At 73.6% G+C, this 21,837-nt stretch carries 20 protein-coding genes, 1 pseudogene and 1 riboswitch; of the genes and pseudogenes, 10 read left to right on the plus strand and 11 right to left on the minus strand.

Annotated features, from left to right (window positions below; all coding sequences use genetic code 11):
• The first annotated feature begins 8 nt into the window (after positions 1-8).
• Together BUE41_RS13425 and BUE41_RS13430 are read left to right on the plus strand one after the other, a co-directional pair.
• A complete protein-coding gene (locus BUE41_RS13425; RefSeq protein WP_073457414.1) occupies positions 9-491 on the plus strand; it encodes a hypothetical protein in 483 nt (160 codons plus the stop codon).
• A gap of 21 nt (positions 492-512) precedes the next feature.
• The gene (locus BUE41_RS13430; protein ID WP_234997231.1) at positions 513-1,970 is read left to right on the plus strand and encodes an amidohydrolase; all 1,458 of its coding nucleotides are present in this window, start codon (positions 513-515) and stop codon (positions 1,968-1,970) included.
• Here the strand turns inward: BUE41_RS13430 and BUE41_RS13435 are convergent.
• Together BUE41_RS13435 and BUE41_RS13440 are read right to left on the minus strand one after the other, a co-directional pair.
• Positions 1,967-3,325 (minus strand): serine/threonine-protein kinase, encoded by a 1,359-nt coding sequence (locus tag BUE41_RS13435; protein ID WP_073457416.1) that lies wholly within the window; start codon positions 3,323-3,325, stop codon positions 1,967-1,969. The two genes, BUE41_RS13430 and BUE41_RS13435, sit on opposite strands and share 4 nt — an antisense overlap.
• Positions 3,326-3,779: 454 nt before the next feature.
• Entirely contained in the window at positions 3,780-5,594 is a 1,815-nt protein-coding gene (locus BUE41_RS13440; RefSeq protein ID WP_073457417.1) for a glycoside hydrolase family 2 protein, read from the minus strand.
• Between the two features lie 108 nt (positions 5,595-5,702).
• Between BUE41_RS13440 and BUE41_RS32905 the strand changes: the two are divergent.
• The 5 genes and pseudogenes from BUE41_RS32905 to BUE41_RS13460 form a co-directional block, all read left to right on the plus strand.
• Positions 5,703-6,077 (plus strand): annotated as a pseudogene (locus BUE41_RS32905) (nuclease-related domain-containing protein); the annotation flags it as partial.
• A 98-nt stretch (positions 6,078-6,175) separates the two neighbouring features.
• Positions 6,176-6,388: a hypothetical protein gene (locus BUE41_RS31895; protein ID WP_234997233.1), complete on the plus strand. Its 213-nt coding sequence runs from the start codon at positions 6,176-6,178 to the stop codon at positions 6,386-6,388.
• Between the two features lie 132 nt (positions 6,389-6,520).
• Positions 6,521-7,234, plus strand: a complete 714-nt coding sequence (locus tag BUE41_RS13450; protein ID WP_073457419.1) for a class II aldolase/adducin family protein — start codon at positions 6,521-6,523, stop codon at positions 7,232-7,234.
• A gap of 133 nt (positions 7,235-7,367) precedes the next feature.
• Positions 7,368-8,198, plus strand: coding sequence for a GH12 family glycosyl hydrolase domain-containing protein (locus tag BUE41_RS13455; RefSeq protein ID WP_073457420.1), 831 nt, complete (start codon positions 7,368-7,370; stop codon positions 8,196-8,198).
• A gap of 4 nt (positions 8,199-8,202) precedes the next feature.
• Positions 8,203-8,270: riboswitch (guanidine-III (ykkC-III) riboswitch) on the plus strand.
• Positions 8,271-8,283: 13 nt separating this feature from the next.
• Entirely contained in the window at positions 8,284-8,598 is a 315-nt protein-coding gene (locus BUE41_RS13460) for a DMT family transporter (protein WP_073457421.1), read from the plus strand.
• A 20-nt stretch (positions 8,599-8,618) separates the two neighbouring features.
• On the opposite strand, the gene BUE41_RS13465 is transcribed toward BUE41_RS13460, so the two are convergent.
• Both BUE41_RS13465 and BUE41_RS13470 read right to left on the minus strand, forming a co-directional pair.
• The gene (locus BUE41_RS13465; protein WP_073457422.1) at positions 8,619-9,278 is read right to left on the minus strand and encodes a DUF1707 SHOCT-like domain-containing protein; all 660 of its coding nucleotides are present in this window, start codon (positions 9,276-9,278) and stop codon (positions 8,619-8,621) included.
• Positions 9,279-9,314: 36 nt separating this feature from the next.
• Complete coding sequence (locus tag BUE41_RS13470) at positions 9,315-9,827, minus strand: Lrp/AsnC family transcriptional regulator (RefSeq protein ID WP_073457423.1); 513 nt, start codon at positions 9,825-9,827, stop codon at positions 9,315-9,317.
• 125 nt (positions 9,828-9,952) lie between these two features.
• Between BUE41_RS13470 and BUE41_RS13475 the strand changes: the two genes are divergently transcribed.
• Entirely contained in the window at positions 9,953-12,235 is a 2,283-nt protein-coding gene (locus BUE41_RS13475) for a molybdopterin-dependent oxidoreductase (RefSeq protein WP_073457424.1), read from the plus strand.
• On the opposite strand, the gene BUE41_RS13480 is transcribed toward BUE41_RS13475, so the two are convergent.
• Entirely contained in the window at positions 12,222-13,013 is a 792-nt protein-coding gene (locus tag BUE41_RS13480; protein ID WP_143172134.1) for a hypothetical protein, read from the minus strand. The genes BUE41_RS13475 and BUE41_RS13480 overlap by 14 nt on opposite strands.
• Positions 13,014-13,115: 102 nt before the next feature.
• Between BUE41_RS13480 and BUE41_RS13485 the strand changes: the two genes are divergently transcribed.
• Together BUE41_RS13485 and BUE41_RS13490 are read left to right on the plus strand one after the other, a co-directional pair.
• Positions 13,116-14,606 (plus strand): glutamate-cysteine ligase family protein, encoded by a 1,491-nt coding sequence (locus tag BUE41_RS13485; RefSeq protein WP_073457426.1) that lies wholly within the window; start codon positions 13,116-13,118, stop codon positions 14,604-14,606.
• A 386-nt stretch (positions 14,607-14,992) separates the two neighbouring features.
• Positions 14,993-15,217, plus strand: coding sequence for a hypothetical protein (locus BUE41_RS13490; RefSeq protein ID WP_143172135.1), 225 nt, complete (start codon positions 14,993-14,995; stop codon positions 15,215-15,217).
• An 852-nt stretch (positions 15,218-16,069) separates the two neighbouring features.
• Here the strand turns inward: BUE41_RS13490 and BUE41_RS13495 are convergent.
• The 6 genes from BUE41_RS13495 to BUE41_RS13520 all read right to left on the minus strand — a co-directional run bounded on the left by BUE41_RS13495 (position 16,070) and on the right by BUE41_RS13520 (position 21,833).
• Entirely contained in the window at positions 16,070-16,558 is a 489-nt protein-coding gene (locus tag BUE41_RS13495; RefSeq protein ID WP_073457428.1) for a PPA1309 family protein, read from the minus strand.
• A 117-nt stretch (positions 16,559-16,675) separates the two neighbouring features.
• Positions 16,676-17,656 (minus strand): quinone oxidoreductase family protein, encoded by a 981-nt coding sequence (locus BUE41_RS13500; RefSeq protein ID WP_073457429.1) that lies wholly within the window; start codon positions 17,654-17,656, stop codon positions 16,676-16,678.
• An 11-nt stretch (positions 17,657-17,667) separates the two neighbouring features.
• The gene (locus BUE41_RS13505) at positions 17,668-18,615 is read right to left on the minus strand and encodes a cyclase family protein (RefSeq protein ID WP_073457430.1); all 948 of its coding nucleotides are present in this window, start codon (positions 18,613-18,615) and stop codon (positions 17,668-17,670) included.
• Positions 18,612-19,559 carry a dihydrodipicolinate synthase family protein gene (locus BUE41_RS13510; protein WP_084754917.1) on the minus strand — a complete coding sequence of 316 codons (948 nt, stop codon included), beginning with the start codon at positions 19,557-19,559 and terminating at the stop codon, positions 18,612-18,614. The genes BUE41_RS13505 and BUE41_RS13510 overlap by 4 nt, the downstream gene beginning before the upstream one ends.
• 35 nt (positions 19,560-19,594) lie before the next feature.
• On the minus strand, positions 19,595-20,152 hold the full coding sequence (locus BUE41_RS13515; protein WP_159444905.1) for a TetR/AcrR family transcriptional regulator: 558 nt from the start codon (positions 20,150-20,152) through the stop codon (positions 19,595-19,597).
• Between the two features lie 67 nt (positions 20,153-20,219).
• Positions 20,220-21,833, minus strand: a complete 1,614-nt coding sequence (locus BUE41_RS13520) for a branched-chain amino acid ABC transporter ATP-binding protein/permease (RefSeq protein WP_143172137.1) — start codon at positions 21,831-21,833, stop codon at positions 20,220-20,222.
• Between the last annotated feature and the right edge of the window lie 4 nt (positions 21,834-21,837).

A 21,837-nucleotide genomic window follows, 5' to 3' on the forward strand; every position in this document is an offset into this window, starting at 1 on the left:
TTCTGCGCATGTTCACCGCCGGATCGTCCCGCTCCGCCCAACCGGTCGCGCGAGCCGTCCTCGCGGCAGTGCTGGCCGCCGCGGTATCGGGCGGCTGCGCCCGGGCGATCGAGGGCACCCCCACCGCGAACACCGCCGAGGCGCAGGCGGTGCGGGCCGAGCAGCAGGAGAAGCGCGACTGCGACGCCGCCCGCACCGCGATCACCGACTCGCTGGTCGCGGCGCTGCGCCAGGCCGAGACCGACTTCGTCGCGGGCGCGGAGGCGCTGCAGCGGGTGCTGGCCTCGAACGCGCCGCGGGAGATGACGGCGAAGTGCGGCACGCGGCTCATGTCCGTCGCGTACTCGCAGATGCTGGTCGATCTGCAGGCGGTGGAGCTGACCGTGCCGTCGGCGAAGATCCTGCGCAGCGGCCTGATGCGCGGACTGTGCGCGACCGACGGCCGGGTAGAGCTCACCGCGGAGGCGGAGCGGGCCTGCACGGTGCGCTGACGCACTGTCTAACCTCGCCTGGTGCTGATCAGGAACGTCCGCAACGGGCCGGGCGGACCGGTCGTCGACGTCGAGGTGGACGACAGGGTGGGCGGCGGGGCGGACGGCGGGGTGATCACCGCGATCCGGCCGGCCGGCACCGGGGCGTCCGGCGCTGCCGAGGTGTTCGACGGCGACGGCGGCACGATCCTGCCGGGGTTGCGCGACGCGCACGTCCACCTCGGGCAGTGGGCGTCCGCGCGCCGGCGCATCCCGCTGGACGGTGCCCGCTCCGCCGCCGACGCGGTGGCCCGGGTGGCGGCGGCCGCGGGGCCCGGCACGGACTTCGTCATCGGCAGCGGGTTCCGCGACGCGCTGTGGCCCGACGAGCCGCACAAGGACCTGCTGGCCGCGGCGCTCCCCGACCGCCCGGTGGCTCTGACCAGCCAGGACCTGCACACGTTGTGGCTCTCCCCCGCCGCGCTCGTCGCGATCGGGCTCGACCACCCGACCGGTGTGCTCGTCGAGGAGGACTGCTACCGCGCCACGGCGGCGCTGCCCGCGCCCGACACCGCCACCACCGACGCCTGGGTGCACGACGCGCTCGCTGCGGCAGCCGCGCGCGGGGTGACCGCGATCGACGACTTCGAGTACGGCGACACCGCCGCGGACTGGGTCCGGCGGGCGGAACAGCGGCCGCTCGCCACGCGGGTGGGCTGCGTGATCTCCCGGCACCTGCTCGACACCGCGATCGCCCGCGGGCACCGCACCGGCCACGTGCTGACCGACCCGCTGGTGACGGTGGGGCCGTTGAAGCTGTTCGTCGACGGGTCGCTCAACACCCGCACGGCGTGGTGCTGCACGCCGTACCCGGGCACGGACTCCCGCGGCCATCTGGCGCTGCCGCTGCCCGAGCTCACGTCGCTGATCGCTCACGCGGCAGCGCACGGGATCAGCTCGGCCGTGCACGCGATCGGGGACGCCGCGGCCGCGGTCGCGCTGGACGCGTTCGCCGCCGTCGGCACCCGGGGGCGCATCGAGCATGCGCAGCTGGTGCGCCCCCGCGACGTCGCGCGGTTCGCGGAGCTCGGGATCACCGCGAGCGTGCAGCCCGCGCACCAGCCGGACGACCGCGACGTCGCCGACCGGTGGTGGGCCGACCGCACCGCGCACGCGTACCCGTACGCGAGCCTGCACGCGACCGGGGTGACGCTCCTGTTCGGCTCCGACGCGCCCGTCGCGCCGCTGGACCCGTGGGACGGGATCGCGTCGGCGGTCACGCGCACCGACGACGAGCGCCCACCGTGGCACCCCGAGCAGGCGCTGCCGCTGGCGGTGGCGGTGGCGGCGTCGTGCGGGGGCCGGGCGGCGCTGACCGAGGGGGACGTCGCCGATCTCACCGTCGTGACCGGCGATCTCACGGTCAGCCCGGATCTGCGGGCGACGGAGGTGCTGCTCACCACGGTGGCGGGGCGGGTGACCCACCGGATCTCGAGCTAGAACAGTTCGAAGGTGGTGCGCGAGACCGTGAACCCGTGCAGGGTGGCGGCGTTCTCGCAGCGCACGCCGGACGGACGGCTCACGCACGTCAGTGCGTCGAGCCGCACCGCCTCGCCGTAGCCCAGGACGGCGCCGTCGAAGCCGATGGCGTCGGTGGCGCAGGTCAGCGCGCCGGGTGCGTCACCGGTGACGACTGCACCGGCCGCCCAGGCGCCGGTGCAGTCGGCGGGGCGGGCGGGCACCGTCCAGGTGTGTTCGCCGACGTCGCAGCGGGCCTCTCCGGCGGCGATGCGGCAGCCGATGTTGCCCGACGGGCTGCGGAACACGACGGCGTCGGTGCCGGGTCGGGCGTCGACCGGGGCCGGGCCGGCCGAGCCGCGCAGCGCCAGGACTGCGCCGGCCACGACGATGGCGAGCAGGGCGGCGACCGCGATCAGCCAGGTGCGGCGGCGCTGCGGCGGCGGGTCGGGCGCACGGGTTCGCTCGGGGGGCGGCTCGGGTGGGGCCGGACGGCGGACCAGCGGCACCGTCACCGACGGGGGCGGCTCGAACGCGGCGCCGCCGAGTGCGTCGCGGACCTGGACAGCGGTCGGGCGGGCGGCGGGATCGCGGACGAGGCAGCGCTGCACGGTCGAGCGGAGCGGCTCGGGCAGGGCGGAGAGGTCCGGCGTGGTGTTGACGATCTTGTAGATCGTGCCGGCGACCGTCGGGGCGTCGAACGGAGAGGCGCCGGTGGCGGCGTAGACGAGGAGGGTGCCGAGGGCGAACACATCGGACGGCGGGCCGACGTCGCGGGCGCCCGCCGCCTGTTCCGGCGACATGAACGACGGGGTGCCCATGAGGTGCCCGGTGCCGGTGAGCCCCGCGGGGAACAGACCGCGGGCGATGCCGAAGTCGATCAGCCGGGGGCCGTCTGAGGAGAGGATCACGTTGGACGGCTTGAGGTCGCGGTGGACCAGGCCGGTGGCGTGGACGATGGCGAGCCCGGCGGCCAGCCGTGCCCCCAGCTGCGTGGCCTGGGCGGACGGGAGCGGCCCGCCCTCGCGGACCCGGTCCTCCAGCGACGGGCCGTCGACGAACGCCGTGGCCAGCCACGGCGGCGAGGCGTCGGGATCGGCGGCGAGCACCGCGGCGGTGAACCACGGCGGGATCGCCGAAGCCATGCGGATCTCGCGGCGGAACCGCTCGCGGAACTTCGCGTCGGTGACCAGCTCGGCGTGCGCGACCTTGATCGCGACCCGGCGGCCGTGGGGGTCGGTGCCGCGATAGACCTGTCCCATGCCCCCGGCGCCGATCCGCCCGTCGACCCGGAACGGGCCGATGGTGCGCGGATCGGTGGGGAGCAGCGGGTCCATCGGCGACGACCCTACGGCGTCCTGGCGAGGGCGGAACTCCCCCGCAGTGTGGATCACCTGCTCCGCGGTGGGGGTCGTGGAGACGCAGGCGGGTACGCGAGTCCCGCAGCTCGCCCGGCGAGTCGCGCGTTTCGGCCAGCGAGTCGCGCACACAGCACAGCCAGTGCCGCGTCTTGCCCGCCGGCCCCGCGCTCCGTGAGTCGAGTCGTGCGGTTCGGCGAGCATCGCCTCCTGCCGTCGAGTCCCCCGTTCGGCCGTACGACCTGCGCGTTCCGGCGGCCCATGGCCGCTGTGCCGGGCCGAGCGAGTACGGGCTCGCCGGGTGTGCGACGCCGAACTCAGCGGGCAAATCGCAGAACTCGCCGGCTGGAGTGCCGGACTCGCCGGACGAAACGCGCGACTCGCGAGACGGTGTGCGGGATTCGCAGCGCGCCCGGAGCCGGGCCGGCCCGGCTCAGCCCTCCGGCCGCCGGGCCTCGCTCGCCGCAGGCCGCAGCTGGGCCGCCCGCACCCGCTCGACGTCCAGCTTGGGCGTGCGGTCGAACCGGTAGATGCCGTTGCGCTCCTGCATGACGTCGGTGAGCTGGGTGTAGCAGTAGCCGAACATGTCCGGATCGGCGAGCAGCACCCCGGTCAGCCCGGCGAAGCGCTCGTGCCACTCCTCCTCGTCGCGCACGCGGTCGCCGTAGCCCCACGACCGCTCCCGGTCCGCGCCGGCACCGGGGTCGCGGGCGGCGTCCGGGTCCCACCAGATCCCGCCGAACTCCGAGATGAAGTACGGCTGCCCGGCGTACGGCAGGGAGATGCTGCGGTCCTCGTGGGTGTTGACGAACGGCGCGTCCTCGGCGAGGCCCTCGACCAGCTCGGCGAACCGCGCCGGGTCCTGCTCGTACAGGTGGGCGTCGTAGACGTCTGTTTCAGCGACGCGGTGCGAGTACCCGGACGCGTCGATCACCGGCCGGGTCGGGTCGGCCAGCTTCGCGGCCAGGAACATCGCGCGCGTGACGTCGTCGAGCACGGTGATGCGGTCGTGCAGCACCTGGTAGGTCTCGTTGAGGGGGCACCACCCGACGATCGCCGGGTGGTTGTGGTCGCGGGCCAGCACTTCCAGCCACTGCGTCACGTACGACGCGGTCGGCTGCTGGTTGTCCCCGGCCGGCCCGTGCCCCGCAGCGCCCCAGTCGCCGAACTCGCCCCACACGAGGTAGCCGAGGCGGTCGGCGTGGTAGAGGAACCGCTCCTCGAACACCTTCTGGTGCAGGCGGGCCCCGTTGAACCCGGCGGCCTGCGCCAGCTCGATGTCCCGGACGAGCGCCTCGTCGGACGGCGCGGTCATCAACGTGTCCGGCCACCAGCCCTGGTCGAGGACGAGCCGCTGGAACACCGGCTCACCGTTGAGCAGCAGCCGCTTGCCGTCGATGGCGACCGAACGGATGCCGGTGTAGCTGCGCACTTCGTCGATCACCTCGCCCGCGGCGCCGACGAGCCGCACCGTGACGTCGTAGAGGTGCGGGTCGCGCGGTGACCAGGGCCGCAGCCGCTCCGGCGGCACGATCACCGTGACGGTCGGGGTCAGGTCCAGGTCGGCACGCGACTCGGCGGACGCGACCGGTCCGGCGTCGTCGGCGAGCGTGACCACGAGCCGGTGCCCCGGCCGGTTCGCGCTCAACGGGGCGGCGACGGTGACCGAGCCGGCCGCCAGGTTCGGCGTGATCCGCAGGCTCCGCACGTGCAGCGGCGGGACCGCCTCCAGCCAGACCGTCTGCCAGATCCCGGTCGTGCGGGTGTAGTGGCAGTCCGCGTTGGCGTACCGCGTGGACTGCTTGCCGCGGGCCTGCACCCCGTGCCGGCTGTCGCGGGCCCGCACGACGATCCGCACGGTCTGCCCGGCCCGCTCCCCCAGGTCGGCGGTGAACGACGAGAACCCGCCGCGGTGGCGCGTCACCTCCACGCCGTCGGCCCACACAGTGGCGTCGTGGTCGACGGCGCCGAAGTGCAGCAGCACCCGGTGTCCGGTCCACTCGGCCGGGATCTCGACGTCGCGGGCGTACCAGACCGCCTCGAGGAAGTCGGTCACGCCAACCCCCGAGGCGGCCGACTCCGGCGCGAACGGCACGAGGATCTCTCCGCTCAGCGGCCGGTGGAGCAGCCCGCGCTCGAGCCCGGAGTCGCCCTGGTCGATCTCGAACTCCCAGCGCCCGTTCAAGCAGCGCCACAGCGGGCGCACCGCCGTCGGGCGCGGATGCTCGGGCCGAGGGACCTCGATCACCTGCCGACACCTCCGTCTCGAGGGAGCTGATCAGCGCTGCCCGCCTCCCGAGGCTACGACGGGCGGCGCCCGCCCATCCCTGTCGGGGGTCTCCGCAACCATGCAGCCATGCCGAACCTCCCGATCGCCCGTCCCGCAGTCCTGACCACCGGCTTGACCACCGACCTCGCCGCCACCCCGCCCGGCATCCACGTCGCTCACGAGGCGGCTCGGCGCCGCCTGGCCGAGGGCCCGGGTGCCGACCGCAGCTGGCGCCTCGGTGCCGACGGGGAGGTCGCGGTCGCCGAGGTCCTGTCCCGGCTCGCCCGAGCACCGACGCTCGACCGGCTGCTGGGCCGCGCGTTCGGCCGGGAACCGCGCTGGCGGGTCCTGCACTCCGTGCCGCTCGGTGAGGTGGGCGGGCGGATCCGCGACATCGATCATCTCGTGCTCGGCCCGCCGGGCGTGGTCGTGATCAACACCCACCACCATCCCGAGGGCCGGGTCGTCGTGGACGGCGAGACGGTGCTGGTCGGCGGGCGCGTGGTCGTCACCTCGGCACCGCGCGCGCCGAGGCCTGCCGCGCGGCCGAGGCCCTGTCGGTGGCGCTGGGCACGCCGGTGCCGGTGCTGCCGGTGGTCGCGCTCGTGGGTGCCCTGTTGTGGGAGCAGGCCGCCCCGCGCGGGATCATCGTGTGCACGGCCACCGAGCTCGTCAGCACTCTGCGGAGGCTTCCCGCAGTGTGGAACCGGGCCGACGTCGCCGCGGCGTTCGCGGTGGCCCGCCGTCCCGCCACCTGGACGGCGGTGGGCTGAGCCATGGGTGAGCGGAGGCAGCGCGGACCGCCCCGATCATGCGCCCGGTGCGCCCGACCGGCGGCGACCTCAGCGAGGTCACGCCCATCGACCGCGCGATCATCCACAACCGCCCGATGGCAGGCTGAGCCCATGACCGATCACCGCGCTGATCACCGCGCTGATCACCGGGCCGATCACCGGTTCGGCGGCGGAGACGACCACGCGGATCTCCTCGACGCAGCGCGGACCGCGATCGTCGACCGGTGCCGGCGCATGGCGGACGACGGGCTCACGCTGGGCACGTCCGGGAACATCTCGGTGCGGATGGGCGACCGCATCGCGATCACCCCGTCCGGCGTGCCGTACCCGGAGCTGACGCCCGAACAGATCTGCGTGATCGATCTCGAAGGGCGCACCGTCGGACCCGGACCGGTCCCGTCCTCCGAGGCGCCGATGCACACGGCGATCTACGCGGCCACGGACGCGGGTGCAGTAGTGCACACCCATCCGCTCTACGCGACCGCGGTGTCCACCCTGGTCGACGAGCTCCCGCCGATCCACTACATGATCGCCGAGCTCGGGGGCCGGGTGCCGGTCGCGCCCTACGCCACGTACGGCACGCCGCAACTGGCGGCGCACGCTGTCGCCGCACTGGCGACGGGGTCCGCGGTGCTGCACGCCAACCACGGCGCCACCACCATCGGACCGGACCTGGCGAAGGCGTACGACCGGGCCGTGCTGCTGGAGTGGCTGTGCCGGCTGTGGCACCAGGCGCAGCTGGCCGGGACGCCCCGGCTGCTGCCGCCGGAGGAGATCGCCCGCGTCGGGGAGCTGCTGCGCGGCTACGGCCAGCCCCGCACGTAGGGCGGGCCCACGCAGGACGGGGTCGTGGCTCGGGCCCTGCGTTCGCCGGCTCGCCACCGGTTCGCCTGATCGTGACGCACTCCTCGGCGCGTCGTGCCCACCCCGCCGGCCCCGCCGCCCCCAGCATGATCGGGTGCGCCGAACGCTGCTGACCTTCGCCTGCACCGTGCTCGCGCTGCTGACCGTCGCCTCGGCCCCCGCGAGCGCGGCACCCGGGGACGTGGTGTGCGAGAAGTTCGGCTCCACACCGGTCGCCGACGGCCGCTACGAGGTGCAGAACAACGTCTGGGGTTCGGACGAGCCCCAGTGCGTGCGCGCCTTCGACGTCGGTTTCGAGGTCACCGAGGGCGCCCACCACAACTCGTCCATGCCGGCCGCGTACCCGTCGATCTTCGCCGGCTGCCACTACGGCACGTGCACGGCCGGGACGGTGCTCCCCCGCGCTGTCCAGGACCTCGGCCCGGTGACCAGCACGTTCGCGATCCAGGCTCCCGAGGACGGGACGTGGGTGGCGGCCTACGACATCTGGTTCGACCCCACCCCGCGGCGGAACGACACCGTCACCGGCCTGGAGCTGATGATCTGGCTGCGCACCACCGGGCCCGCCCCGATCGGGGAACGCACCGGCACCGCGACTGTCGACGGGGCCGAGTGGGAGGTCTGGGAAGGTGAGAACGGCGCCGACGTGCTGTCGTACGTGCGGGTCGAGCCGATCGACCGCGTGGACGACCTCGACCTGATGGCGTTCGCGAAGGACGCGACGGCCCGCGGCAAGCTGCCGCCGGAGTGGTACATGACCAGCGTCCAGGCCGGGTTCGAGCCGTGGGTCGGTGGCAAGGGGCTCACGACCACCGAGTTCGCGGTGACCGGGATCGGCGCCGATCCGCCGGTCCTGGCCGGCGCGACGCCTCCCGCGCCGGTGCTCACGCCCGTCCCGGTGCCCGCCCCCGCCGCGGTGCGATGATCTCCGGGAGGTCCGCTGCGGACCTCCCGGACGAGCGGGCGCCGTACCCGGTGTGCGACACGACGGCGCTCATGGAAGGTGTGCCGTGTCCTGGATCGTGCTGGTCCTGTCCGGTGTGCTCGAGGCCGTGTGGGCCGTCGCGCTCAGCCGCTCGGAGGGGTTCACCCGGCTCTGGCCGTCGGTGGTCTTCCTCGTCGCGATCATCGGCAGCATGGCGGGGCTCGCCTACGCGATGCGCGAGCTACCGGTCGGTACCTCGTACGCGGTGTGGGTCGGCATCGGCGCCGCGCTCACCGTGGCCTACGGGATGGCGACGGGGGCTGAGCCGGTGTCACTGGTGAAGATCTTGCTCCTGCTCGGCATCGTCGGCTGCGTGGTCGGGCTCAAGCTGGTCCACTGAGCGGATCGGATCGGCGCCGCTCAGTCGTCGTCGCGGTCCGACCGGGCACCGGCCCGATCGGCCGCGTGCGCGCGCTTCTCCGACTCGGTGAGCACGCGGACGCTGCCGAACGCGCCGGTCGCGTCCACCACGACGGTGGGGGCGTTCGCGGCGGACGGGCTGCACGCCTCCTCGCACACGCGGTTGCCGAACAGGACGGTGCCGGTGGTGCGCGCCCGTACGCCGTCGGGCACGACGACCTCGGCGTTGCCGAAGAGCATGCCGACCTCGACCCGCTGCTGGCCGGGCGGGACGGAGACACTGAGGTTGCCGAAGATCGCGGCGCCGTCGTCCGCACCGAGGATGGTCACCGCCGCGTAGCCGAGCAGGGCGAGCACCGCGACGCTGCCGATCGCGTTGCCGATGCGGGCGAGCACGCCCTGCTGCCCCTCCGTGCGTTCGGGCTCGACCTTCACGGGTTCCTCCGACGCGCTGACGGGTTCGGGCGGCAGGTCCGCGGTGAGCTCGTCGAGTTCGGCCTGGGTGCGCGCGGCCCAGCAGCGCGCTGCTCGCTCGTCGTACTCGACGAGGGTGATCCGGCCCTCGGCTTGCGCCTTCTGGAGCCGAGCGTCGACGGCGCGTCGCTCGGCGTCGCCGATCCGGATCTCCGGCTTCCGCCCGCCCTCGGTCTCCTGCGCCACGCGACCATGGTGGCACGGTCCGTCGCGGCCGGGACGTCAGCCGTCGCGGTAGGCGGGCGCCCGGGTCCCGGTGGTCCGCAAACGCGATGCGAGCAGCGGCAGCGTGCGCGGTTCCACGAGCGTGGAGAGCACGATGACGCTGGTGGAGCGGACGACGGAGCGGGCCCTGGTGAGCTCCACGAGGGTGGCCTGCAGGTCGCTGTGCGACACCGCCGCGATCTTGCACAGCACGTCGCCGGAACCCGTGGTGGCGTACGCCTCCAGCACCCCGGGCACGGCGGCGAGATCGGCTGCCACGTCGTCGAGGGAGCCCTGCGCGATCTCCAGCGTGACGAACGCCTGCACCGGGTAACCGGCCTGGGCGAGATCGATGTCCGGTCCGTAGCCGGTGACGATGCCCCGCTGCTCCAGTCGCTGCAGCCGAGCCGCGATGGTGGCCCGGGCGACGTGCAGGATCCGCGACAGCTCGAGCACCCCGACCCTGGGGTTCTCCTTGAGCGCGGTCAACAGGGCGAGATCGAGTGCGTCGACCGCGGGATCTACGGACATCGAACGGATTCTAGGGGCGCGGACACGCCGTCCGGGGCGGTCGAATCGCCCAGTCGCAGTCCCGCGCCCCGAGCCGATCGTCACGGTGCACCCGCACCCGCCGCGCGGTGGGCGAGGATGGTGCTGTGACCGGCGCCGCGTTCGTCCCGAGCAGCACCCACTGGGGCACGTTCCTCGCCCGCGACACGGAATCGGGCGTGCAGGTGCGGCCGCACCCCGCCGACCCGGCTCCCTCTCCCCTTCTGCACAACATCCCGGCGATGCGCGACCCGGCCGTGCGGATCGCCCGCCCGGCCGTCCGCGCGGGCTGGCTGCGGAACGGGCCGGGCCCGTCGGACGCCCGCGGCCGCGAACCGTTCGTCGAGGTGGAGTGGCCGGAGCTGATCGAGCTGCTGGCCGGCGAGCTGCGCCGGGTCTACGCCGAGCGCGGCCCGCAGGGCGTGTTCGGCGGCTCGTACGGCTGGGCCAGCGCGGGACGCTTCCACCACGCTCAGAGCCAGGTGCACCGGTTCCTCAACTGCCTCGGCGGTTTCGTCCGCTCCGTGCACAACTACAGCTTCGGCGCCTCCGCGGTGATCATGCCGCACGTGGTGGGCCCCGACGTCCCGGTCACCGCGGGCCTCACCGACTGGCCGGTCATCGTCGAGCACACCGAACTGATCGTCGCGTTCGGCGGGATCCCGCGGAAGAACACCTTCGTCGCGTCGGGCGGGATCACCGAGCACGCCGTGCCCGGGCACCTCCGGGCGCTCGACGCGGCCGGGGTCGAGGTGATCGCGATCAGCCCGCTGCACGAGGACACCCCCGACATCCGCGGCGCCCGCTGGCTGCCGGTGCGCCCGGCCTCGGACGTCGCGCTGATGCTGGCGCTGATGCACGTGCTGTTCGCCGAGGGGCTCGCCGATCGCGGGTTCCTGCAGCGGTACTGCACCGGCGCCGACGTGCTGGAGGCCTACGTCGCCACCACCCCACCGGAGTGGGCGGAGCCGCTGTGCGAGGTTGCGGCGGACGAGATCCGCGCACTGGCCCGGCGCATGGCGGCCCGGCGCACGTTGGTCACGGTGACCTGGTCGCTGCAGCGCACGGAGCACGGCGAGCAGGTGCCGTGGGCCGGGCTGGCGCTCGCCGCGGTCCTGGGCAGGATCGGGCTGCCCGGGCAGGGCTTCGGGCACGGCTACGGCTCGATGGGCGACGTCGGCATCCGCGGCGCCGGCACCCGCATGCCCCGGGTGCCGCAGGGCCAGAACCCCGTCGCGGAGTGCATCCCGGTCGCGCGGGTCGCCGACATGCTGCTGCACCCCGGTGAGCCGTTCCGCTTCGACGGGCGCACGCTGACCTACCCGGACATCGCACTGGTGTACTGGGCGGGCGGCAACCCGTTCCACCACCACCAGGACCTCAACCGGCTGCGGCGGGCGCTGGGCCGGGCGGAGACCGTGGTGGTGCACGAGCCGTTCTGGACGCCGATGGCCAAGCACGCCGACATCGTCGTGCCGGTGACCACCCCGCTGGAGCGCACCGACATCGGCGCCGCCTCCACCGACCGGCACATCGTGCCCATGCACCCGATCACCGCCCCGTACGGCGAGGCGCGCGACGACTTCGAGGTCTTCGCCGACCTCGCTCGGGTGCTCGGCGTCGAGGAGGAGTTCACCGAGGGCCGGACCGCCCGCGAGTGGCTCGTCCACCTCTACACCGGCTGGGCCGACACGACACGGCGCAAGCTGGGGATCGACCTGCCCGACGCCGAGGAGTTCTTCGCCGGTGACGTGATCGCCCTGCCGGCGCAGCCCGCCGACCGGGCCTTCCTCGTCGCGTTCCGCGCCGATCCCGACGGCCGCCCGCTGCGCACACCGAGCGGGCGGATCGAGCTGTACTCGGAGCGGATCGCCGGGTTCGGCGACGCCGACTGCCCCGGCCATCCGACGTGGATCGAGCCCGAGGAGTGGCTCGGTTCCCCCTTGGCGCAGCGGTATCCGCTGCACCTGATCGCCCACCAGCCGCGCGGGCAGCTGCACAGCCAGCTGGACTTCGGCCCGCAGAGCGCCCGCACGAAGGTCGCCGGGCGCGCCGCGATCACCCTGCACCCGCAGGACGCGGCCGTCCGCGGCATCTCCGACGGCGACGTCGTGCGGGTGTTCAACGACCGCGGCGCCTGCCTCGCCGGGGCCCGCATCTCCGACGGTGTCCGCCGCGGCGTGGTCGTGCTGCCCACCGGGGCGTGGTACGACCCGCTGCCCGACGGCACGTGCGCGAACGGCAACCCGAACGTGCTCACCCGCGACCGCGGCACGTCGTCGCTGGGCCAGGGCTGCACGGGCCAGCACGCGCTGGTGGAGGTGGAGCGCTACCCGGGTACCCCGCCGCCGGTGCGGGCGTACGGCCCGCCGGAGTTCACCTCTCGCTAGCCCGGCCGCAGGGCAGCACCAGCTCGGTCGCCCCCGCAGCCAGCGCCGCGGCCACGTCGCCGAGCGCCGACGCGGTGATCGGGGTGCTCCACCGGTCGAGCACGGCGGACACCCGCACCACCCCGACACCGGTGCGCACCCCGGTCAGCCGCACACCCTGCGGCAGCCGGTCGATCGCGATCCGCCGCCGCATCACCCGCCCCGGCAGCGGGATGCGCAGGGCGAACACCCGCAGCGCCCGCGCTCCCACCGTCACGGTCCGCGCGGTGCGGCGCAGCACCACCTCCAACCGGACGCGGTCGATGCGGCCGAGGTGCAGCGTCGCGATCCCGGCCGGGTCGACGGCGAGCCGCATCCGCCGGCGCATCGGCAGGTCCGCCGGATCGATCTCGACCTCGACGAGGACCGGCGTGGCGACCAGCTCGACGACCGGCAGCGCCGGCCGCAGCCGCGCGTCGCGGGCGGAGAGGACCACCCGGCGCAGCCGCGGGACGCCGGGGGACGTGACGTCGCGGGCGGCCAGCCGCACCTCGCCGAGGCGGCCCAGCTCGCCGCGCCGGTCGGGCCCCACGGTCAGCTCCTCGAGCACCCCGCGCACCCGCAGCGACCCGGCGGTGACCGTCGACTCCCGGCCGCGCAGCGTCGTCAGCGCCATGGCCGCCGTGGACCGCAGCAGCACCGCCAGCGGATCGATGCCCAGCGCCGCGCTCACGTCGCTGGCAATGGGCAGCCTGCCGGAGAACTCCTCCGGCCATCCTGGCAGCCAGCGACCGCTCATGACCGACCTCTCGTGAGCCGACGGCCCGCACGGTATCCCAGGCCGCGATCGCGGATGCGTCGATCCCTTGCCCCGGACCCCCGGTTTCTCCACGATGACGCGATGGGCCGTGACGTGGATCACCGCGAGTTCACTCGGGCGGACCGCCGCCGGTTCCGCGACAAGATCCGCCGCAGCCTCGACGCGCTCACCGTGATGCTGCGCGAGGCCAAGTTCGACTTCGAACGTCCGATGACCGGCCTGGAGATCGAGCTCAACCTCGTCGACGACGCCGGCGAACCGGCCAACGTCAACGCCGAGGTGCTCGCCAGCATCGCCGACCCGGCGTTCCAGACCGAGATCGCCCAGTTCAACATCGAGATCAACGTGGCGCCGCGCGAGCTCGGCGGCCCGGCCTTCGCCGACCTGGAGGAGGAGGTGCGGGCGAGCCTGAACTCGGCGGACGAGCGGGCGCGCACTTCGGGCGGGCGGATGGTGATGATCGGCGTGCTGCCCACGCTGATGCCGCGCCACGTGAAGATCGACTCGTTGTCGAAGAACCCCCGCTACGCGCTGCTCAACGAGCAGATCCTCGCGGCCCGCGGCGAGGACATGCACCTGTCGATCCGCGGGGTGGAATCGCTGTCCACCTACACCGACTCGATCACCCCCGAGGCGGCGTGCACCAGCGTGCAGCTGCACCTGCAGGTCAGTCCGGCGGAGTTCGCGTCGTACTGGAACGCCGCCCAGGCGATCGCCGGGGCCCAGCTCGCGGTCGGCGCGAACTCCCCGTTCCTGTTCGGGATGCAGCTGTGGCGCGAGACCCGCATCCCGCTGTTCGAGCAGGTCACCGACACCCGCTCCGAGGAGCTGAAGGAGCAGGGGGTGCGCCCGCGGGTGTGGTTCGGAGAGCGCTGGGTGACGTCGGTGTTCGATCTGTTCGAGGAGAACGCCCGCTACTTCCCCGCGCTGCTGCCGATCTGCGAGCCGGAGGACCCGATCGAGCAGCTGGCCGCCGGCGAGATCCCGGAGATGGCCGAGCTGGCGCTGCACAACGGCACCATCTACCGCTGGAACCGGCCGATCTACGCCGTCGTCGGCAGCGGGGACGCGGCGACCCCGCACCTGCGCGTGGAGAACCGGGTGCTGCCGGCCGGTCCCACCGTCGTCGACGCGCTGGCCAACGCCGCGTTCTACTACGGGCTCGTCCGCACCCTCGCGACGTCGACCCGCCCGGTGTGGACGCAGATGAGCTTCCACGCGGCGGAGGAGAACTTCCACGCGGGTGCCCGCGACGGCATCGACGCGGAGCTGTACTGGCCGGGCGTCGGCCAGGTGCCGGCGACGGAGCTGGTGCTGCGGCGCCTGCTCCCCCTCGCGCACGAGGGCCTCGCCGCGTTCGGGGTGGCCGACGCCGATCGCGAACGCCTCCTCGGGATCATCGAGCAGCGCTGCCTCACCGGGATCAACGGCGCGGCGTGGCAGGTCCGCACCGTGCAGGCGCTGCAGGAGCGCGGGTTGGAGCGCGTCCCGGCCCTGCACGCGATGCTGGAGCGGTACGTGGAGCACATGCACGCCAACCAGCCGGTGCACACCTGGGAGCTACCGGCCTGACGCCGCCGGCCGCCGGGTGATCCCGTACCCCGCGGCGCGGATCCTCCGATCCCGCCCGCACCGCGATCGCGGCTCAGCTCCCTCCGCCCCAGCTCGTCGACGGGGACGTGCATGCGGCGAATCCGCGTCTCAGTGGCCTGCACAGCACTCGCGCCGGCTCTCACCAGCTGCGGCCCCGGCACCAGCGACACGGTCGTCGGCGGCCAGATCGCCGACAGCAGCGCAACGGCGACTGCCGGAGCCGTCCGCGCGGACCCGCTCAGCGTTCGACACCAGCAGGCCGAAGCGGCGTCTCCGTCCTGGCCGTGGATGCGGCGTCCGGCGAACCGGCCTGGTCCCTGCTCGTCGCCGTCTCGGACGCGCAGCTTGGTTCGCACACCGGCCCCGTGATCACGCGAGTGGTCGCGGCGTCGGAGGACGCGGCGATCGTGACCTACGACCACGGCACCGATCAGACGTCCACGACGGGCATCGACCCCGAGATCCGTAGGGTGCTGCGGCGGCGTGCCCGCTACCTCGCAGAAGCCGCGATCGACACCACGATCCCGGGGACCGGATCGACCATCGGCGGCGATCCGCTGATGGGTCCCGGCCACCGGCGGTGGCCATGATCGCCGGCGAAGAGCGCTGGACGGCCGCCGACCGATCGGCCAGCGTGTCGACCCTCCAAGCCCGCCCCAGCCTGTTCGTGCCGGCCCGAACCGACTACGGCAGCGGGCGGACGAGCTGCTCTTCCTCGAACCCGCGAACGGCGAAGCCCGGGCGGCGATGCACGGTCGCCGGGACCTGTCGATCAGCCCTCGCAACCGGATTCCGTGCGCCTACGACGAACAATCGGTCATCGTCTGCAGCCGGACCGGACCAGGGGCGACGCTGGTCGCGCACGACGGGTCCACCGGCGAGCAGCTGCGGAGCCTTCCCGATCCCGGCAACGACCGGATCGCCCGGAGGTTCGCGGCCTCTGGCACGGAGCACTCTGCGGGCGGACGAGCACCGGCCACGTCGTCCTCGTTGCCCGCACCGGAACGCGGATCGTTCGGTGGCTCCGGGCATCGCCCCGACCCGGGTCAGCTCCTTCGCCGGAAACGCGCTCGACGACCAGGGCAAGCCCGCCGCACTCCCTGTCAAGGAATGGCCCGCGGTGGAAGCACGGTCCTCCGGGCCCGAGGTGTGACGCTGCAGCGCCGAGGCGGACGCCGCTCGCTGTGCTCAGATCTCTGCGATGTCGATCTCTGCGATGTCGCTGTCGCGCATGTCGTGAGGCCGCCCTCCCAGCCCACGCCCCCAGCCGGCGCTGAAGAGGCTGTCCACGGCTTCGGGCGAGGGCCGCGCGCGGAAGCTACCGGCGCAGGGTGAGATCGCCCGGCCGCGCTCGCCGTTCGCAGCCCGAGCCGGCGCACGGCTGCGGCGAGGAGCGGCTCATCGACGGCCACGTGAACCGCCGACCGTCCGCCGTCCGCCGCTCATGCCGGCGCGAACGTCTCGCGCAGCGCCCCCACGAGGTTCGGCGCGAGATCAGCCGCCTCGATCAGCTGCTCCTCCGCGTCCGAGCGCGGGTCGCGCAGGCGCAGCGCGCACGCGCTGGGCCCGTCGCGCAGGACCGCGGCGACGAGCCGGGCCTCCCGGTAGCCGGCCTCCCGGGTCGGCTCGCCGTCGGGATCGGCGTCCGGCGGGGCCAGCATGATCTCCTGGACGACGGCGCAGCCGGCCACCTCGTCCGGCCACATGATCGACGCCAGTGCCGCCGCGAGGTCCGGCGAGGGCAACGCGTCCTGCGCGATGGGGGTGAACGCGGAGCGGGCGTCGAGGTGCGCGGCCAGGTGTGGCTGGGCCGCGAGCAGCGCCGCGGTGGGCACGACGGCGAACAGCTGCGCTGGGCGGTCCCAGCCGGCCTCGGCCGCGTGCTGCTCGACCTCGCGTACCAGCGCGGCCAGCTCGGACGAGTCGGTCATGCGGTCCCTCCGCTTCCTGCACCACAGCCCCGCCCGCGGACGTGGGGGAGGAACCGCTCGTGCTCGTGATCTCTCGCCCGAACCCTAGTGCCCACCCCCGCCGCGACGAACGCTCTCCTACGGACGGACCGCCAGCACCACCTTCCCCGGCCCGCTGCGCTCCGCGAGCCAGCGGTGCGCGGTGGCCGCCTCCGCCATGTCGAGCACCGTGTGGGTCAGTTCACCGAGCTCTCCCTTCGCCTGCCGGTCCAGGACCGCGGCCATCGCGTCCCGCACGAGTCCGGGGCGCAGGTGGGCGATGCCGCCGAGGCTGAACCCGGTCACGGTGGCGGACGCGTGCCAGAGCCCGTCGGTGGAGACCTCGATGTCGTCGCCGCTGGCGTTCCCGACGACGACGTAGCGGCCGAACGGCGCGAGCCTGCCGATCAGTCTCCGGCGGAGATCTCCCCCGACCGGGTCGAAGACGACGTCGGGCGCGAGCGGGTCAGGTCCAGCCCCGTCCCCGGCGACCAGGACCTCGTCGCAGCCGTTCACCGTCGCGAGCTCGGCCCGCTCCGGTGAGCCGACGATCCCGATCACGCGCGCGGCCCCGGATGCGCGGGCGATCCGCGCCGCCTGCCCGCCGACCCCGCCGGAGACCCCGAGCACCACCACGGTGTCGGACGGCGCGAGCCGCGCGACGTCGGTGAGCGCGATCCACGCCGTGACGCCGTTGGCCAGCAACGCGGCGGCGTCGGCGGGATCCATCTCGGCCGGCAGCGGAGTGACGAGGTCGGCGCGCGCCGCGACGACCTCGGCGTAGCCGCCGGCGCGGCCGCCGCGGAAGAAGTCGTTCAGCAGCGCGGCCACGCCTTGCCCCGGCTCCAGGCCGGTCACGTCCTCACCGATCTCCAGCACGTCACCGGCGACCTCGATCCCCGGCGTGAACGGAGGGGCCAGGAACCGGAAGTGCCCGCTGCGGAACAGGGTGTCGACGAAGCCGACCCCGGCGTAGCGCACCGCGATGGTGATCTCGCCGGGGCCCGGGCGAGGCTCCGCCTGCTCCTCGACGGCGAGGACCTCCGGCCCACCGAACCGGCTGACGACGACGGCTTTCATCCCATTCCCCCTCATCGAACAGCGATGGCGGCGACCGGGGAGCCCACGGCGCCGGTGATCGGGAGCGGCTCGGCGACGAGCAGGAAGCTCCAGCGCCCCTCGGCCCGGCAGGCCGCCGCGAGCCGGCTGAGGTCGAACATCTCGCCGAAGGCGATCCCCAGGTGGACGAGCGCGACGGTGTGCAGCGGCTGGAACCGGTCCACCTCGTTGGGCCGGACCTCCACCCCCCAGGTGTCGGTCGCGATCGCGGCGATCTCCCGTTCGGCGAGCCACGGCGCGGTGTGCAGCGACAGCCCGGGGGCGGGGCCGCCCGCGTAGTCGCCCCACCGGTTGCGGCGGGCCTCGAGGTGCCCGGTGTGGACGAGCAGGGCGTCGCCGGGCCGGACGTCCACCCCTTCCGCCTGCACCGCCGCCTCCAGGTCGGCGACCGAGATGGCGTAACCGGGTTCGAGCGCCGCCACGCCCCGCAGCAGGGCGATGTCGAGCAGGACGCCCCGCAGGACCATGCGGCCGCACCACCTCTCGATGCCGTTGCGCTTCGCGCCGGCGCTGGAGTGCTCGGCCGCGCTGTAGCCGTTCCACATCTGCCCGCGGTGGAAGATGTGCGAGAGGGCGTCCCACTGCGTGCCGCACTGCAGCGGCATGACGACGACGTCATCGGCGTAGCCGAATCCCTTCGCCGGGCCCCACGGCAGCTGCTCCTGCGCCCCCGCGACGTGGTCGGTACCGGTGGCGGTCGTGATCAGTTGCGGGTTGCTGCGGAACCCGCCGGGCTGCGGCCCGCGCTGGTCGTAGGGGAGGGTCAACGAGATCACCTCACCGGAGCGCACCTCGGCGACCGCGGCACGGACGGTCTCGGCGCTGGTGAAGTTGAAGGCGCCCAGCTCGTCGTCGGGGCCCCACCGGCCCCATCGGCTCAGCTGCGCGATGTACTCCTCCACCACGTCGCTCGCGCTCATCGGGCCATCACCTGCTCGGCGCGCTGCAGCTCCCAGCCGCGCAGCTCGCCGCGCAGCGCGGGCAGCGAGTCGAGCGCTCGCCGCAGGGCACCCAGCTCCCCCGCGCACAGCTCCCGGTGCGGTGGCCGCGGCGGGCCGACGTCGCGGCCCATGAGCCCGGCAGCGGCCTTGATCGTCGACGGGTACAGCGGCAGCAGCGCGCGGAGCAGTTCGCTCACCTCGAGCTGGCGCTGCAGGGCGGTCGCGTGGTCGGCGGCGACGGCCGACCGCCACAGCTCCCGGACGAGCCGCGGCGCGACCAGGCCGGTGATCGAGAAGCAGCCGGCGCCGCCCATCGCGAGGTTCGGCAGCAGGTACTCGATGCCGTGGAAGATCGAGAACTCCTCGCGCCGCTCCCGGGCGACGTGCACGAGGCGCAGCATCTCGGCGACGTCTCCGCCCGCGTTCTTCATGCCCTGCACGGTCGGGACCTTCTGCAGCAGCCGATCGAGGAGCTCGGGACCGATCGGCGCGCCCGCCGCGGGGTAGGAGTAGACGACCAGGGGCAGCGGCGACGCGTCCGCCACCGCCGCGAAGTGCCGTTCCAGCGCCACCTCGTCCAGGTGGACGTGGTAAGGCGGCAGGCACACGACGCCGTCGGCGCCCTGCTCGTGCGCCCGTGCGGCCCGGTCGCGGGCCTGCGCCGTGGACGCGCTGCTGACGTGGACCAGGATCGGCACCCGCCCAGCGAGGGTCGCGACGGCGTCGTCGAGCATCTCCGCTCGCTCGGCCTCGGTCAGCAACAGCGACTCGGCCGCGTGCATGAACACGCACACGCCGGCCGCCCCGTTGTCGACGAGGAACTCGAGCTGGCGGCGGAACGTCGCGCGGTGCACGCGCCCCGTCGAGTCGAACGGGGTGAGCGGGCAGGCGATCACTCCCCGGCCGGGGATCGGAGAAGACATGAGTGTCCCCCAATCGGATTTACGGGACCGAATTCTCAGCCGTTACGGGTGATTCCCCGGAAAACAGTGTCCACCAATCGGTCGAGAAATTCTTCGTCGATGGGCGCGTGGCCGGTCAGAAGCCGGTGGTAGAGCGGGGCGTAGAGCGCGTCGAGCACCGTCTGGACGTCGATGTCGGGGCGCAGTTCCCCGTTCTCGACACCGGCCTTCACCACCGCAGCACCAGCCTCATGGCGAATCTGGAGGAAATCCGTGCGGAAGACCTCGGCCAGCTCCGGGTCAGTCTGGCAGTTGGCGATGAGGCCCCGCATCATCTCGCCGCCGACGCCGGCGAAGAAGGCGGAGACGCGCGACATCTGCTTGCGGATCGTCTCCCGGGCGCTGCCCGCGTCCTCGAAGGGGACGCTGAGCGAGTTGTACTCCAGGAACGCGTCCATGACGACCGCGGCACGGTTCGGCCACCACCGGTAGATCGTGACCTTGCTGACACCGGTCGCCTTGGCGATGGCCTCGATCGTGACGGCGGCGTACCCCTTGGACTTGAGCAGTTCGATGGTCGCAGCGAGGATCTTCGGGCGGTCCCGCGCCCCCACGAATCTGCTCGACTTCGCCGAGCTCCGGGAATTCCGCATCGCTGCACCACCTGATTCACGAGTGATCTCAGGCACCGCTGACCTCCGGCACCCCGAGGTACGCCGCGACGGTCGCCGGATGACTCAGGCACTCCTCGACATTTCCTGTCGTGACCACGATTCCATCGTTGATGACCGACAGGCTGTCGCACAGCTGCCGCACCAGAGGAATGTTGTGCTCGATCATGAGGATACCGATCCCGTCGTCGGCCAATTCACGCACCAGCGCCGCCAGGGCCGGGATCTCCTCCTCGGGGATGCCGGCCGACGGTTCGTCCAGCAGCAGGAACCGCGGCCGGGTGACGAGGGCGCGCGCGATCTCCACCCGCCGCTGCACACCGTACGGCAGCGCAGCGGCCGGAACGTCGCCGACGGCGGCGAGCCCGAACCGGTGCAGCATCGCGACCGCCCGGCGTGCGGCGTCGCGGCGGCTCGCCCAGGGTGTGCGCACCGGCCCGCTACGGCCGGGTGCCGCCGCCGCGACCAGGAGGTTCTCGTAGCAGGTCAGCTCCGGGAACAGACGGGTGTGCTGGAAGGTGCGCGCGATTCCGAGGCGGGCGCGCGCGTGCGGCGGGGCGGTGGTCGCGGGCACCCCGTCGAGCACGACGGTGCCGGCGTCGGGCGTCTCCAGGCCGGAGACGATGTTGAGGAACGTCGTCTTGCCGGCCCCGTTCGGCCCGATCACGCCGTGGATCTCCCCCGGCGTCAGCACGACTCCGACGTCGCGCAGCACCTGCAGACCGCCGAACGCCTTGGCGATCCCGGACACCTCCAGCCGCCCGGCGGGGCGGTCGACCGCGGACGCAGCGGCCGGGACGGCCTCGATCGCGGGGGCACGGAGCGGGCGGCGGCCCACGAGCCCGCGCGGCCGCACGATCATCAGCACGAGGACGACGACGGCGTAGATCAGCAGCCGGACGCTGTCCGAGGCGCTCAACACCTCCGGCAGCAGGGTGATCACCACCGCACCGAGGAGGGTCCCGAACGGGGTCGTGATGCCGCCGAGCACGACCATGACCAACAGCGTCACCGTCGCCGCGAACCCGAGCTCGCCCGGCACGAGCACACCGACGAGGTGCGCGTACAGACCTCCGGCGAGACCGGCGAGCGCACTGCCGAGGGCGAAGACCACCACCCGGTGCCGGTTCACGTCGATGCCCAGCGCCGAGCAGGCCAGTGGGTCCGCCGCGGTGCCGCGGGACCGGTGCCCGTACCCCGAGTTCTGCAGGACCGCCAGCAGGGCGAGGGCGGCACCGCAGAAGGTGAGCGCCGCCGGGGCGGTCGTCGCGGTGGGCTGGCCGACGAACCCGACGGCTCCGCCCGCCTGCTCGCTGTTGTAGAGGACGACGACGAGCACCTGCGCGAACCCGAGCGTGGCGATGGCGAAGAAGAACTCGCCGAGCCGCGAGGCCAGCACCGACAGCGGGACACCGAGCGCCACGGTGACGGCGGCGGCGAGCAGGAGGGAGGGCAGGAACGGCCAGTCCCAGTCCCGCGTGGCGAACGCGCTGGCGTACGCGCCGACGCCGACGAGCGCCGCCTGGCACGCCTGCATGATCCCGCTGCTGAGGACGTGCTGGTAGGAGATGGCGATCAGCCCGTTCACCGCGGCCAGCGCCACCAGGTATTCGTAGTAGTCCATCGCC

This window comes from Pseudonocardia thermophila, from assembly GCF_900142365.1.
GTDB classification, from domain to species: domain Bacteria; phylum Actinomycetota; class Actinomycetes; order Mycobacteriales; family Pseudonocardiaceae; genus Pseudonocardia; species Pseudonocardia thermophila.